Origin of the sequence: Neptuniibacter marinus, from assembly GCF_965223595.1 — a bacterium.
GTDB classification, from domain to species: Bacteria; Pseudomonadota; Gammaproteobacteria; order Pseudomonadales; family Balneatricaceae; genus Neptuniibacter; species Neptuniibacter marinus.
The window spans coordinates 489,701-504,466 of the sequence record NZ_OZ245004.1 but is presented as its reverse complement, the minus strand read 5'-3'; the positions used below and the strand labels follow the sequence as shown (position 1 = coordinate 504,466).

General features: G+C 43.3%; 18 protein-coding genes. 9 read left to right on the top strand and 9 right to left on the bottom strand.

The genetic code is table 11. The annotated features are described in order from the left end of the window. Positions 1-46: 46 nt before the first annotated feature. Positions 47-1,210, bottom strand: coding sequence for a PilT/PilU family type 4a pilus ATPase (locus tag ACOQOE_RS02385; protein WP_067866668.1), 1,164 nt, complete (start codon positions 1,208-1,210; stop codon positions 47-49). Between the two features lie 33 nt (positions 1,211-1,243). Further along, positions 1,244-2,278: a type IV pilus twitching motility protein PilT gene (locus ACOQOE_RS02380; RefSeq protein ID WP_067866669.1), complete on the bottom strand. Its 1,035-nt coding sequence runs from the start codon at positions 2,276-2,278 to the stop codon at positions 1,244-1,246. 86 nt (positions 2,279-2,364) lie between these two features. On the opposite strand from ACOQOE_RS02380, the gene ACOQOE_RS02375 reads away from it, so the two are divergent. The 9 genes from ACOQOE_RS02375 to hemW all read left to right on the top strand — a co-directional run bounded on the left by ACOQOE_RS02375 (position 2,365) and on the right by hemW (position 9,134). Further along, positions 2,365-3,054 (top strand): YggS family pyridoxal phosphate-dependent enzyme, encoded by a 690-nt coding sequence (locus tag ACOQOE_RS02375; RefSeq protein WP_067866785.1) that lies wholly within the window; start codon positions 2,365-2,367, stop codon positions 3,052-3,054. A 61-nt stretch (positions 3,055-3,115) separates the two neighbouring features. Further along, the gene (gene proC, locus ACOQOE_RS02370; RefSeq protein WP_420554822.1) at positions 3,116-3,943 is read left to right on the top strand and encodes a pyrroline-5-carboxylate reductase; all 828 of its coding nucleotides are present in this window, start codon (positions 3,116-3,118) and stop codon (positions 3,941-3,943) included. A 121-nt stretch (positions 3,944-4,064) separates the two neighbouring features. Further along, positions 4,065-4,610, top strand: coding sequence for a YggT family protein (locus ACOQOE_RS02365; RefSeq protein ID WP_067866677.1), 546 nt, complete (start codon positions 4,065-4,067; stop codon positions 4,608-4,610). 1 nt (position 4,611) lies between these two features. Further along, the gene (locus ACOQOE_RS02360; RefSeq protein WP_420554821.1) at positions 4,612-4,902 is read left to right on the top strand and encodes a DUF167 domain-containing protein; all 291 of its coding nucleotides are present in this window, start codon (positions 4,612-4,614) and stop codon (positions 4,900-4,902) included. A gap of 139 nt (positions 4,903-5,041) precedes the next feature. Further along, a complete protein-coding gene (gene metX / locus ACOQOE_RS02355; protein ID WP_420554820.1) occupies positions 5,042-6,211 on the top strand; it encodes a homoserine O-succinyltransferase MetX in 1,170 nt (389 codons plus the stop codon). Next, complete coding sequence (gene metW, locus ACOQOE_RS02350) at positions 6,211-6,801, top strand: methionine biosynthesis protein MetW (RefSeq protein ID WP_420554819.1); 591 nt, start codon at positions 6,211-6,213, stop codon at positions 6,799-6,801. The genes metX and metW overlap by 1 nt, the downstream gene beginning before the upstream one ends. A gap of 11 nt (positions 6,802-6,812) precedes the next feature. After that, a complete protein-coding gene (locus tag ACOQOE_RS02345; RefSeq protein WP_067866682.1) occupies positions 6,813-7,262 on the top strand; it encodes a DUF4426 domain-containing protein in 450 nt (149 codons plus the stop codon). Between the two features lie 98 nt (positions 7,263-7,360). Beyond that, complete coding sequence (locus ACOQOE_RS02340) at positions 7,361-7,981, top strand: XTP/dITP diphosphatase (protein ID WP_067866683.1); 621 nt, start codon at positions 7,361-7,363, stop codon at positions 7,979-7,981. A gap of 16 nt (positions 7,982-7,997) precedes the next feature. After that, positions 7,998-9,134, top strand: coding sequence for a radical SAM family heme chaperone HemW (gene hemW / locus ACOQOE_RS02335; protein ID WP_420554818.1), 1,137 nt, complete (start codon positions 7,998-8,000; stop codon positions 9,132-9,134). Positions 9,135-9,310: 176 nt separating this feature from the next. On the opposite strand, the gene ACOQOE_RS02330 is transcribed toward hemW, so the two are convergent. From ACOQOE_RS02330 to dapF, 7 genes are all read right to left on the bottom strand, one after another. Further along, positions 9,311-10,153 carry an IS3 family transposase gene (locus ACOQOE_RS02330; protein ID WP_420555454.1) on the bottom strand — a complete coding sequence of 281 codons (843 nt, stop codon included), beginning with the start codon at positions 10,151-10,153 and terminating at the stop codon, positions 9,311-9,313. Next, positions 10,153-10,662 (bottom strand): helix-turn-helix domain-containing protein, encoded by a 510-nt coding sequence (locus ACOQOE_RS02325; RefSeq protein ID WP_420554680.1) that lies wholly within the window; start codon positions 10,660-10,662, stop codon positions 10,153-10,155. The genes ACOQOE_RS02330 and ACOQOE_RS02325 overlap by 1 nt, the downstream gene beginning before the upstream one ends. A gap of 81 nt (positions 10,663-10,743) precedes the next feature. Further along, positions 10,744-11,367, bottom strand: a complete 624-nt coding sequence (locus ACOQOE_RS02320) for a hypothetical protein (RefSeq protein WP_420554817.1) — start codon at positions 11,365-11,367, stop codon at positions 10,744-10,746. A gap of 225 nt (positions 11,368-11,592) precedes the next feature. After that, positions 11,593-12,312: an HAD family hydrolase gene (locus ACOQOE_RS02315; RefSeq protein ID WP_067866686.1), complete on the bottom strand. Its 720-nt coding sequence runs from the start codon at positions 12,310-12,312 to the stop codon at positions 11,593-11,595. Further along, the gene (gene xerC / locus ACOQOE_RS02310) at positions 12,309-13,208 is read right to left on the bottom strand and encodes a tyrosine recombinase XerC (RefSeq protein WP_420554816.1); all 900 of its coding nucleotides are present in this window, start codon (positions 13,206-13,208) and stop codon (positions 12,309-12,311) included. Before xerC ends, ACOQOE_RS02315 begins: the two co-directional genes overlap by 4 nt. 30 nt (positions 13,209-13,238) lie before the next feature. After that, a complete protein-coding gene (locus ACOQOE_RS02305; protein ID WP_067866688.1) occupies positions 13,239-13,922 on the bottom strand; it encodes a DUF484 family protein in 684 nt (227 codons plus the stop codon). After that, positions 13,919-14,761, bottom strand: coding sequence for a diaminopimelate epimerase (gene dapF / locus ACOQOE_RS02300; protein WP_067866690.1), 843 nt, complete (start codon positions 14,759-14,761; stop codon positions 13,919-13,921). Before dapF ends, ACOQOE_RS02305 begins: the two co-directional genes overlap by 4 nt. Between the last annotated feature and the right edge of the window lie 5 nt (positions 14,762-14,766).

The following is a 14,766-nucleotide window of genomic DNA, read 5'->3' as shown; positions in this document are numbered from 1 at the left end:
CCGGAGTGATTACGCCGGCTTTTTACAACATACAACCTATTAAAAGCTACATCCCGCTGACGTTAGCATCACCTTCATTATGAAGATAATCTTCCTCTTCCTGAAGATGGAAAGACTGCCCATCATCCACACCTAAACCCGGATTTGTATCTGAATTGAGTTTAATCATCAAGCGAAGATCATTAGGTGAGTCTGCATGGGCCAAAGCTACGTCATAAGTAATTTCACCATCTTTATAGAGCGCAAAAAGAGCCTGATCAAACGTCTGCATCCCCAAGTTTGTAGATTTTTTCACCACCTCTTTTATCTCATGGACTTCACCTTTACGGATAAGGTCTTGAATCAAAGGTGTGTTAATCAAGACCTCAATCGCGGCTCGACGTCCCTTACCATCCTTAGTCGGTAGGAGTTGCTGAGCTATAATCGCTTTCAGGTTCAATGATAGATCCATCCACAACTGATCATGGTGTTCTGCTGGAAAGAAACTAATCACTCGATCTAACGCTTGGTTGGCATTATTCGCATGTAGCGTGGCCAACGTAAGATGACCTGTTTCAGCAAATACAATACCATGCTGCATCGTTTCTCGCGTACGAATTTCCCCCATCAAAATGACATCAGGAGCCTGACGCAGCGTATTTTTCAACGCAGTATCAAAAGATTCTGTATCTATACCCACTTCACGCTGAGTAATAATACTTTGCTTATGCTCATGGATATATTCAATCGGGTCTTCGATCGTAATGATATGTCCGCGATGATTGGTATTACGGTAATCAATCATTGAAGCTAGGGAAGTAGATTTACCGGTTGAGGTCCCCCCCACAAACAGAATCAAACCGCGCTTTGTCATGGAAAGATCACGGAGAATAGGAGGGAGATTTAGCTCTTCTAAAGAGGGGATATGATTATTAATCTTCCTAAGGACCATACCGGCAGAGTTTCGCTGAAAAAAGGCTGACACACGGAAACGACCTAAACCCGGTGCACTGATCGCAAAGTTACACTCATGCGAACCTTCAAACTCGGCCAGCTGTTTGTCGTTCATCGTACTATAGACTAACGCCCGTGCCTGAGACGGCTTTAACGTATCTTTAGTTAACGGCTTTAACGTACCATCGACCTTTATCGTCGGACGCGCACCCGCAGTCACGAAGAGATCCGAAGCATCCCTTTCTACCATTACTTTCAGTAATTGCGTAAAATCCACGCTCTTCTCCTAAACTCCAGATAAGCCACGTACTTAAAACTGCTGCGGATTTGCTGCACGTTCTCGGGCCGTTTCTCGGGATATCATACCTTTTTGAACCAATTCTTGCAGAGATTGATCCAATGTCTTCATACCAAACGAAGCACCCGTTTGTATCGCTGAATACATCTGCGCAACTTTAGCCTCACGAATTAAGTTACGAATGGCAGGCGTACCAATCATAATTTCATGGGCAGCAACACGCCCCCCTTTAGGTTTTTTCAATAGCGTTTGGGAGATAACGCCCATCAGCGACTCAGATAACATTGAGCGGACCATATCTTTCTCTGCTGCTGGGAAAACATCGATCACACGGTCAATTGTTTTAGCCGCCGAGGTGGTATGTAGTGTTCCAAAGACGAGATGCCCCGTTTCTGCCGCAGTTAAAGCAAGACGAATAGTTTCTAAATCTCGCATCTCACCGACAAGAATAATATCCGGATCTTCACGTAACGCTGAGCGCAATGCATTTGCGAAACTATGGGTATCTCGATGCACTTCTCGCTGGTTGACTAAACATTTCTTACTTTCGTGCACAAACTCGATGGGATCTTCAATAGTAAGAATATGATCGGCGCGGGTGTCGTTCACATAATCAATCATTGCCGCTAAGGTTGTACTCTTACCCGAACCTGTGGGCCCAGTCACAAGTACAAGTCCCCTTGGAAGCTCAGATAGGTCTCTGAAAACTTTCCCCATATCGAGGTCATCTAGCGTCAATACTTTACTCGGGATTGTACGAAAAACAGCGCCCGCACCACGGTTTTGGTTAAACGCATTAACACGAAAACGTGCAAGACCTGGCACCTCAAACGAGAAATCAGTTTCAAGCGTATCTTCATACTCTTTACGCTGTTTATCGTTCATAATGTCATAAATCAGCGTATGCACCTGTTTATGATCTAAAGAGGGAAGTTTAATACGACGAACCTCGCCATCAACACGAATAATGGGAGGCATACCAGCAGAAATATGTAGGTCAGACGCGCCTTGCTGTACGGTAAATGATAAAAGTTCGGTAATATCCATAACGTTCCTGTAAACCGGAGCTGCTTTTATTTATGTTAGTTCTAGCAGAAAGCCGCGCGCAATCCAATCGCTTAGGTCACAAATATATGTCAAGAATAGCAGAGAACCTGATTCAAGTTCGCCAACAATTGGAAATAAACGCTCAAAACGCCCACAGAACAGCCAGTGAAATAACCCTGCTCGCAGTCAGTAAAACACGCCCATCAGGAGATCTGAGAGAAGCTTATCAACAGGGACAGCGAAATTTTGGTGAGAATTATCTACAAGAGAGCCTCGATAAAATTGCAGAATTAACTGACCTCGATATCTGTTGGCATTTCATTGGTCCTATCCAATCCAATAAAACCAAAGCGATTGCAGAAAATTTCACCTGGGTGCATACAATAGAACGCTTAAAAATAGCACAGCGCCTTTCAGCGCAACGTCCAACAGCACTTCCACCACTGAATATCTGCATACAAGTTAATATTAGCGAGGAAGAGAGTAAATCCGGCTGTTTACCTGAGGAGTTACCCACTCTAGCCGCTGATATTCACAGATTACCTAACCTCTGTTTACGAGGTTTAATGGCTATTCCGAAAGCAACCGATAATATTAATGAGCAAAAAGCAGCCTTTGCTAAAATGAAATCCTTACAGCTTGAATTACAAGCGGTTTACCCTCACCTTGATACATTATCTATGGGTATGTCTGGCGATATGGATACAGCCATTGCAGAAGGTGCAACCATCGTTAGAATAGGCACTGCCATTTTTGGTCAACGGCCAAAAAACTAGTAAAAGTAAGCTCTGTATTTGAGATGAATACCCCATTAAATTTATAAGTAAGGAATTAACTGTGAACTCACAACCCATTCTTGCATTTATCGGTGTTGGCAATATGGCTCGTGCTATTATTGGCGGCTTACTTAGTAATGGCTACCCAGCAGATAAGATATGGGCAAGTGAGCCAGATATCACAGGCTTAGCCGATCTTGCCAAGCAGGGCTTACACACGACATCAGATAATAATGCAGCTGTAGCCGCCGCTGATTTAGTTGTCTTAGCCGTTAAACCTCAAGTATTAAAGACAGTTGCACAGGGTATTGCAGCAACAGTTCAGACACAGAAACCGTTAATCGTTTCTATTGCTGCCGGCATTCTTGCTCCAAGTATTGATAAATGGCTAGGCAGTGACATTGCCATTGTACGTTGCATGCCAAATACACCCGCCTTGGTAAAAACAGGTGCGAGTGCTCTATACGCCAACCATCAAGTTTCCCCAGAACAACGCTTACAAGCAGAAACCGTGCTGCAAGCTATAGGCATCGCAATTTGGGTTGAACAGGAATCACAACTGGATGCCGTCACCGCAGTATCAGGCTCTGGCCCTGCTTACTACTTCCTAGTGATGGAATCGATGATTGCTGCGGGTAAAAACTTAGGCTTATCCGATGAGACAGCGACTCAACTTACACTACAAACTGCACTCGGCGCTGCAAAAATGGCCTTAAATAGTGATGTAGATCCAGCTGAACTCCGTCGTCGTGTCACATCACCTAAAGGTACCACTGAGCAAGCTATATTACGTTTTATAGAGGGCGGCTTACCGGACCTGTTTGATACGGCAATGAAAGCCTGTAATGATCGCTCAGTTGAACTGGCTGAAGAACTGGGCAAAGATTAACATACGAAACCTAATATAAATTTCAACTCGATGAGACAAGCTTCTATACTCTTATACTTTTATACTGTTGCAAAACAGGGGCTTGTTCTCTTTAACTTAATTTAGTCATATAGGAATTATCATGGCACAGGATCCAATCATTTTGATTATCCGAACACTAGGCGAGATGTACGCATTTATCGTTGTCCTTCGCTTTTTGTTACAGGTATCCCATGCTGACTACTACAATCCGATTTCACAAGCGATTGCCAAATTAACCAATGTTCCTATTATCGCGATAGGTCGCATCATTCCACGGATAGGTAAAATTGATCCCTCGGCCCTGCTTTATGCTGTCGCCGTGAAGATGGCCGTAGTTTCTCTGCTTGTTCTTGTATCAGGCTTAGCTATGCCTAATATCCTACAATTATCAATGTATTCTGTTGTAGGTGTCATCGATGCTATCTTAAATATCTACTTTTGGGCTGTACTAGCCTCTGTAGTTATCAGTTGGATTGCTCCAGGAAGCTACCATCCGGGTCCTCAGTTGATTCAACAGTTAACAGAACCCGTCTTCTCTTTAGCCCGAAAAGTGATCCCACCTATTGGTGGTTTAGATTTATCGCCTATTCTAATCTTTATCGTCATCCAAATTTTACAGTCTCAATTAGGCAGGTTGCTCTATTAATATGAACTGGTACCAATGGCAGTCAGATAACCTTTTACTGAACTGCCATTTACAACCTAAAGCAAGTAAAGATGAGTTCTACGGTTTACATGGCGATAGCCTAAAAATTCGCATTACCGCTCCCCCAGTGGATGGCAAAGCAAACGCTCATCTTATTAAATTCCTTGCTAAACAGTTTGGCGTAGCTAAGAATGCAGTAAGTGTTATCAAGGGTGAGCTTGCACGTCAAAAACGCGTTAAAATAGCTCAACCAAAGAAAATTCCTGAACAACTGAATATCGAGATTCAATAACGTGGCTGCATTATCTTACATCCCTCTCAATCACCTGCTCATCTTTTATGAGATGTGACGCTCGCCTAAAGAAAATGGATAAGCTTAAGGTCATTACATGGCCTGTTGATAGATAGTATTTAAAGAGTCGAGTTGAGAAATGCCAGCTGTTATTCCAGAAGATTCTGTTGGAATCGTCCAACCTCAAAAAATTGATTTTAATGAACCCTTACAACTCAGTTGCGGCCGAGTACTTGATAGCTACCACCTTATGGTCGAAACCTATGGCGAGCTAAACGCAGACTGTTCCAACGCTATTTTGATCTGCCACGCACTCTCTGGAAACCATCATGTTGCTGGATACCACAGTCACGAAGATAAAAAACCCGGCTGGTGGGATTCTGCTATAGGTCCAGGCAAAGCGATAGATACAAATAAGTTTTTCGTTATCGGCCTTAACAACCTTGGTGGTTGTCATGGTTCCAGTGGCCCAAATCAACCCAATCCTGAAACTGGTCAGCCTTACGGCCCGGATTTCCCAATCATCACCGTTGATGATTGGGTAGAGAGCCAAGCCCGTTTAGCTGACCATTTTGGGATCGAACAATTTGCAGCCGTTATCGGCGGAAGTTTAGGCGGCATGCAAGCGTTACAATGGTCGATCAATTACCCAGACCGTCTTCGCCATTGTATGGTCATCGCCGCTGCAGCCAAGCTCTCTGCACAAAATATCGCCTTTAACGAAGTGGCAAGACAAGCAATCAGTAAAGACCCACAGTTTCATGATGGCCATTACTATGCTCAAGATGAAGTGCCGAAAGTTGGCTTAATGCTCGCTCGCATGCTGGGGCATATTACCTACCTTTCTGATGATGGTATGCGGAGTAAATTTGGTCGAGAACTTCGATCAGGTCAAATTAGTTATGATTTCACCCCTCAATTTGAGGTGGAATCTTACCTTCGCTATCAAGGAGAGCGCTTCTCTACTGAATTTGATGCCAATACTTATCTGCTTATGACAAAAGCATTGGATTACTTTGATCCAACCGCTACAGAGGGCAAGCCCTTGTCTGAGGTGCTGGCAAAAGCAAAAGCGAAATTTATGGTGATCTCTTTTACCACTGATTGGCGCTTCTCTCCTGAACGCTCACGAGAGATTGTGGACGCCTTAGTTGATGCCGATAAACAGGTTAGTTATGCGGAAATCGAAGCGGCGCAAGGCCATGATGCTTTCTTAATCCCGATTCCTCGCTACCTTGATGTCTTTAACGCCTATATGCAACGGGTAGAAGCTGATACTAGCAGCCTGACCAGCAAGGAGCCCTCATAATGCGCGCAGATTTAGACTTAATTAAAGACTGGGTAGAGCCCGGAAAGCGAGTTCTCGACCTCTGCTGTGGTGATGGTGAGCTTCTGCACTATTTACATAGCGAGAAAAAAGCATCAGGTTACGGCTTAGAAATAGGCCCAGAGAACATTACCGAATGTATAGGCAAAGGCGTTAACGTTATTGAAAAAGATATCGAGGAAGGCCTAGCCTCAATCAAAGATAATACTTTTGACACCGTCATCATGACCCAAGCGATTCAAATCATGATGCGTCCCGATGAAATCATTGATGAAATGCTGCGCATAGGCAAAGAATGTATCGTCACTTTTCCAAATTTCGGCCATTGGCGAGCACGAGGCTACCTTGCATTCCGCGGAAAAATGCCTGTTTCTAAGTTCCTACCCTATACTTGGTATAACACACCCAATACCCACTTCTGTACATTTAAAGACTTTGAGCGACTATGTGTAGAACGCAATATATATATCATGGAACGAACAGTTGTAGATAATGAACACCAGCATCGTTGGTGGATTCATCTATGGCCAAATATGCTGGGTGAAATTGCTATTTATAGAATCACAAAATAAATGGGGAAATTATGAATCAACTAGCTAAATGGGCAGTTACGACACTACTAGCAGTGGTCACTTTAATCAGCCAACCGCTATTTGCAGATCAATATGTATCCCATGGAAACTATGAGATACATTACAACGCCTTTAATAGCACCTTTATACAACCTGATGTTGCTAAAAACATTGGCATATCACGAAGCAAACGCAGAGCATTAATCAACGTCTCAGTTCTTAAAGTTGACGGCAATCAAAAAATACCTGTACAAGCAGTTGTCACCGGAACAGCCACTAACCTGGCGGATCAACCTCAGAAACTAGCGTTTAAAAAAATAGATGAAGGTAGCGCAATCTACTATTTAGCTCATTTTGGATTCACCAACAGCCAAGTCTTTCGTTTGGCTCTAGATGTACAGCCCGATCCAAATCAACCCGCCTTCACGGTTAAGTTTGAACAACGTTTTTACGAAGACTAAACTTCACTAAAGGTCATGAAAAAGTGTGCATATCATGCACACTTTTTTTGTATACCCCCACTTAATTAAAAGCGCTACATAAGAAAAAGGCAGCAAACATGGTCCAGAAGATTGTTTTAGCTAGTGGAAATAAAGGGAAACTAAATGAGTTCAACCACGCACTAAGTGAACTCAATGTAGAAGTCATTCCACAAGCCCAATTTGATGTCCCCGATGCCGACGAAACAGGTCAAAGCTTTGTTGAAAATGCAATTTTAAAAGCCCGTCATGCCGCAAAAATTACCGGTTTACCTGCACTAGCAGATGATTCAGGTCTTGAAGTCGATGCCCTCAATGGAGCCCCGGGAATCTATTCTGCCCGTTTCTCAGGTTTAGATGCCAACGATGCAAAAAATAATGCATTGCTATTAGAAAAACTAACTGGTTTAGGGGCAGAGCAACGCAGCGCACGTTTTCGCTGTGTACTTGCCTTTATGCGCCATGCAACCGATCCCACCCCTTTAATTTGCCAAGGAACCTGGGACGGCATCATTCTTGAAAAAGAATGCGGAGAACAAGGCTTTGGTTATGATCCGCTGTTTTGGGTGCCTGAATTAAATAGCGCATCAGCTCAACTAAGCCCAACACAGAAAAACAAAGTCAGTCACCGTGGGCAAGCTGTAGCACTGCTCAAAAAGACGATAGCTCCTTATTTAGCATCGATTAAAACATCGAACTGAGCGATTAATATCTCCTATGAGCCTTCTACTCCCACCACTCTCACTTTATATACACGTACCATGGTGTGTGCAGAAATGCCCCTATTGTGACTTTAATTCCCATGCTCAGCGTGAGGCTTTACCCGAAGCCGGTTATATTAAAACACTGCTTGATGACTTAAATGACGAGCGCCAATTTGCCCAAGGCCGTGAGATACAGAGTATCTTTATTGGTGGAGGAACCCCCAGCTTATTCAGTGCCGATAGCTATAAACACTTACTACAGAAAATCCACACTATCATTCCTATCCGCACCGACGCAGAAATTACTCTGGAGGCAAATCCAGGTACTTTTGAGAGAAATAAATTTATTGGCTACAGAGAAGCAGGCATCAATCGCCTGTCTATCGGCATCCAAAGCTTTAATGATTCACAGCTAACAGCCCTAGGACGTATTCATTGTGCAGACGAAGCGATAAAAGCAGCAGCCTTAGCGCGTGAGCTCTTCCCTAAGCTGAATTTAGATCTTATGCACGGTTTACCCAACCAAACAGAAGATGATGCCTTAGCCGATCTACAGCAAGCTATTGATCTTCAACCCGATCACCTTTCGTGGTATCAGCTCACTATCGAGCCAAATACAGAGTTTCATGCCAAACCACCTCAACTTCCGGTGGATGAAACACTATGGTCCATTCAAGAAAAAGGGCTCCAGCACATCCAACAAGCAGGATTCGAACAATATGAAATATCCGCTTACACTAAAGGGAATACTCCATCACAACATAACTTAAACTATTGGACCTTCGGTGATTACATAGGCATAGGGGCAGGTGCCCACGGCAAAATCACTTTATTAGAAGAACAACAAATTATTCGTCGTTGGAAACAGAAACAACCTAAAGCTTATATGCAACCTAGTAGCCGACTGGTAGGTCATGAGCTTATAGAACAAGGTGATCGTGCTTTTGAGTTTATGTTGAACGCCCTGCGCTTACATAAAGGAGTACCTAAACAGTTATTTTCTGAACGTACAGGTATCCCACTACCCACACTATCACCACTGCTCGATAGCGCAATAAAGAGAGGGCTACTAAGCGCATCCCATAATCGCTTAGTACCGACTCAACAAGGCCGCTTATTCTTAAATGATCTGCTAGAGATATTTCTTTAAGCTAGATAGCAAAGGCAATAATGACCTTAGCTTGTCGATTAAAAATCAAGTCACCATCAGTCCAGATAAGCCCCCATAACAGCCTACGTTGACCTACATTTGCAGCGACATAAACTGTTACACATAAAAAAAGCGTGGCATACTGAAGTGACCCCATAAAGTTGGACACTTTTTTATTAGGCTGTTAATAAGGCCTGCTTGCGGTATTCAACCGGAGTCAGGCCTTTTAGTTTTACTTTAATACGTTTTGTATTGTAATACTCGATGTACTCGTCGATCTGATTTATCAGGTCGTCTGCATTCTTAAACTCTTGTTGATGATACATCTCTGTTTTGAGTACGGCGAAAAAGCTTTCGGCGGCCGCATTATCCAAACAGTTCCCTTTTCTTGACATACTCTGTGTAAGACCTCTCTCAGAAAGAATTTTCTGAGTCAGTGGATTTCGATACTGCCAACCCTGATCGCTGTGAAATATCGGACACTCACACTCTTTAAGCCCCTCAACGGCCTCCTCAAGCATATCTGTAACTAACGGTAAACGTGCAGACTTTGCTGTCCTATACGTCACTACTTCCCGATTAAACAGATCAATGATTGGAGACAGATAAATCTTTTGGCCTTTAACATTAAATTCTGTGACATCCGTTACCCATTTCTCATTAGGCTTCTGCGCATCAAAATTACGCTGCAGTACATGTGGTGCTCCTTTTCCTATATCGCCTTTATAGGACTGATAGCGCTTAGGACGAACGATCGACTTTAATTTCAGCGCCGTCATCAGACGCAGTACCGTCTTATGATTTAACCATATATCGAAAGCCCGTAATGCCAATAGAATCCGTCGGTAGCCATAACGTCCCTTGTGTTCATCAAAAATTTGACGAATCACTACTTTCTCTCGAGCGTAATTATCAGGCTTCTGCAGCGCCTGACACTGATAGTAAAAGACACTGCGTGATAACTCACACGCTTTCAAAAGAAGCGTCAGCTTAAATGTCGCCTTGAGTTCCTGAACGATTAACGCTTTCTCTTGGTTTGAGATTGTTTTTTCAGGTACAAGGCATCTAACTTTTTTAGAACAGCGTTCTCCGCTCTAAGGTATTCAAGCTCTTTTTGCATTTCCTCGGGCGTCATCTCACTAATTTTTGAGGACTGAGGGGGTGACGACTGTTGTGTCATAAACGTTTTTCCGCGTTTACTGGGTTCTAATCCCTTTATGCCTGAAGACCTATAGCGGCGCTGCCAAACATAGAGAGTACCAGGGGATACGAGATTGTAGTATGCGCTTGTATAACCTAAAGACCATTGTTCTGCCCACATTTTATTAAGCATGCGAAGTTTATCTTGTGCGCAATAAGGGGAGATGGGAGGTTGAAAAGCGGTCTCACCATGAAACCGGTAAATCTGAGTCCAGTAACGAATCAGAGAAGCGGGAACGTTTAGTTCAGCTCCCAATGATAGGGAAGATGTACCGTTAAGGTATTGTTTAGCTGCAGCAATTTTAAATGCTCTGCTGTACTTTGCCATAAAAACCCCCAGAGTTGGTTGTCCAACTATTGGGGGTCACTTCATACCACGCTTTTTTTATGCCCATCTGCTGAGTCTTTGTTAAACCTTATCCGCTCGTCTTTTGCTAATTACTTGCCACAAAAGTTCCACTGCTGCGATAACCAGCAACGAATAACCCATTAACTCTGTACCTTCTTCCGCTATATTTTTTACCACTCGCACATAACCATCACCCATGACAGCTTCCCAAAACGAACCTCGGCCAAACAATCTTGAGAAGGCCAAAACAACCAGAATCCCGCTCAGAAAAATACCAGCACTGGCAGAACGGGAAAATTCAATCAAGGACTCCTTGATGGGATAAGACTGCTTAAACAAGTAAAATGCCGACGCTGCGATAGAACTGTAAACTAATACCTGCCAAGCCCCATCAAAAAAGTTATCGTCCAGAAATGCGTCAAATTCTCGGATCAGCATTAAACCAACTAATGTCGCCACCACTACAAGTGCAGGCCTGAGCGACTGGCTTAATTTTGCCGCTATAAAAAACACCACACAGCTAATAAATGCAAACGCGTCATGCATATATTCAGTGGTCGAATGCTCACCATAATCACTGTTCCTCAATTGGGAGTAGCCTTCCATTGAAAAAACGTGCACTACACCCACAATAAATAATAAATAAAACAGAGAGCGTAGCATTAGCATTGCAAATGACTGCATTACAATAATCCATTTAATTCAAATAGCTAGAAAGAATACACCATACCCCGAGTCTGAAGTTAGCAACGTACCGCTGCCTTTGGTGCACTAAAGTGGAGCTCATTTTATAGGAAACTGCACTTAAGACAAAAGAATTAATAAATTGTTCACAGTAAAGTAAGAAAACTGACATTAAAAAAGGATAGGACAACAGGTTGTACTTTATAATCCATTTGGAATGGATACTTACAAAACCACCTTATTAACAGCCTCCTCACTAATTTCTTCAACTTTTACCACTATTTCACTCAAGCAATTTACTTCTTTGCTGGCATTTGGGATATGAGCGTCTTGCTTCAGGTTAACCCAGATTGTCCACAAACCTGCGGCTTCAGCTCCCACAATATCATGCTCTGGGTTGTCACCTACATGTACAACTTGCTCGGGACGCAAGTTTGTATACGCTAACATCTGCTCAAACATGAGCGGGTGGGGCTTCATCGCACCTACATCATCGGCTTTGAACTGAAAATCCATAAGATCTGACAAACCCACTTTATGTATATCTGCATTCCCATTACTTAACGCACCCAGTAAATAACCTTGTTCCTTTAACGCCGACAACATCTCGCGGGCATGTTCAAAAAAACTAATTTGCTGGCGCGCATGTAAAAAAACATCAAAGGCTTGCTCTGTTAATAACTCAACATCTTGCGCCGAATAGCCCGCCTTCTCTAAACCAAAGCGTAATTGAGCCATTCTAATTTGAGTCACACTATGGGCAATATCAGGCTGTTCCGACAAAACAATCGTTCTTAATAGGGCTAAATCCTTTAACTGATAGCAGCGAGTAAACGCAGGCGCATATTGAGCCAACCAATCAAACATTGTCTGATTGGCCTGTTTTATAACGGGATCAACAGCCCATAAAGTGTCATCAAGATCAAAGGTAATACATTTAATCATTTCTTTGCCTTTTTATGTGCCCTAGGATGCGCACCTTCATAAACCTGCATTAAATGCTGAAAATCTAAGTGAGTATAGATCTGGGTCGTGGAGATATCTTCATGCCCCAAAAGTTCTTGCACAGCACGTAGATCTCCACTGGATTCCAACATGTGACTCGCAAAACTATGTCTCAAGCGATGAGGGTGAACTTTGCCTTGCAGCCCTAACCGTTTACCCCAGTAATCCATACGCTGCTGCACGGCCCTAACCGAGATACGACTACCCCGTTTGCTAACAAAAAGCGCACTCTCGCTATAATCGGCCAGCTCATGCCGATAATCCAACCAGCGATCAATCGCCGCAATCGCTTTACCGCCAATAGGCAACATACGCATTTTACTGCCTTTACCGGTAACTCTTAAGCTATGGTCCGCTAAATCGATACTATGCATATCTAAGCTAACAAGTTCAGAGATACGCAAACCCGATGAATAGATCAACTCCATAATTGCAGTATCTCTAGCAGATACTGCATCAATAATAGGAATATCTAATAACTGGACCATCTGATCTGCATCCAGTGTACTAGGAAGTTTACGTGATGATTTTGGCGCCTGAACCGCAAGCGCAGGGTTTTGCTCGACTAGGCGCTCTCGGGCAAGAAAACGATAAAAACTACGCGTAGCAGACAGCGCCCGTTGAATACTAGCGCCAGATAGCCCCTGCCGATGAATTTTAGCCACAAACTGGCGAACGTGTTTGGCTTCTACATCAGCCCACTGAGATAGGTCCTGCTCATCAATGAAGTCACTAAACTTTGCAAGATCACGTGCATAGTTATCCAGCGTATGATGAGACAGTTGCTTTTCAGTAGAGAGATAGTGCAAAAACTGCTCAAGCTGAGCTTCCTTCAAACTATCTTCTCCATCTTGTTGTGTGAAAATTTAATATTCCTGTTGGCGCATAATCCGATAAGCAACACGACTTAACACTTCACCAACGTAACTAAGCAAAACAGTTCCTTGGCTACTTGTGAAATAATTAGGATCAAAACTACCGACAGCCAATAAACCTAAAGCCTCTCCCTGAACTAAAGGCACTACCGCCGCAGATTGCACTTTGATCGCGTCAGCCGCAAAAATAAACTCGTTTTCAGCCTTACTTAATTGTCCACAGCTCGGAAGATTGGTACTCATCAACCCACTGATAACACTAGCGCTATCTTGATCCATCAGACGCAAATTATTGACATCCAAAGGTTTATGGGTAAATAAAATCAATGAGGTTGTATCACTCGCAAAATCCTGACAAAGACTTTCATCAATAGCGACAGCTATATCATCTAATGTTTCAGATTCGAGCAAGGCAAGTACCATGCGTTTAGTTTTTTCAAACTGAACATCATTATGACGAGCAATATCGATCAGATCTGAAAGATGTGACGTAAGATTCTGATTTTTCTCGCGCAATACAGTCGTCTGGCGCTCGACTAACGAAACAGCTCGACCTGTATCATGAGGTACATATAACTTTTCTAGCAACTTAGCATTACGAGTAAAAAAGTCCGGATTCTGCTGTAAAAAATCAGCAACCTTTGCCTCTGTCAGCTGTTCTAATTGATCACTCATATAAAAACCTGTCCTTCAAAAACTGTTGTTGCAGGCCCAGTCATAATAACGGGCTGTTCCTCACCATGCCATTCAATTTGCAAATCACCACCAGGTAGATGAACAGTAACTGGCATATCAAGCTTACCACGCAATGCCCCTGCAACAACGGCTGCACAGGCACCTGTGCCACAGGCTTGGGTCTCCCCTACGCCACGCTCAAATACACGTAGATTAACTTCATTACGATTAAGTACCTGCATAAAGCCAATATTAGCTTTGGCTGGGAACCGTGGGTGAGCCTCCAAAAGCGGCCCCAAGACTTCTACCGGGGCTTCATCTGTACTATTAACCAACAAAACAGCATGAGGGTTACCCATAGAAACAGCACTCAGCTCAACAGTCTGTGTCTCACCTTTCACATCCAGATCAACGGAATAGGTAATTGCCTGCTGATTAGCTACAAATGGAATAGCCTCCGGTTGAAGAATAGGCGCCCCCATATCCACTTCAACCTTTTTATCGGGATGAACCTTCAGTTGTGCACGTCCATTGGCCGTCTGCACAGTAATAGTCGTTTTACCTGTAAGCCGTTTATCACGCACAAACTTAGCAAAACAGCGAGCGCCATTACCGCAGTTTTCAACCTCCGAGCCATCTTGGTTAAAAATCCGATAACGAAAATCAACATCGGGCTCTGTCGGCGGCTCAACAATGAGTAGCTGATCAAAACCAACACCTAAGTGCCGGTCACTGAGCTTTTTTACAAGTTTAGGTGTCACTTTAATACGCTGAGTAACAAGATCCAGCACCATAAAGTCATTACCTAACCCATGCATTTTAGTGAAACGAACTAACATAGATA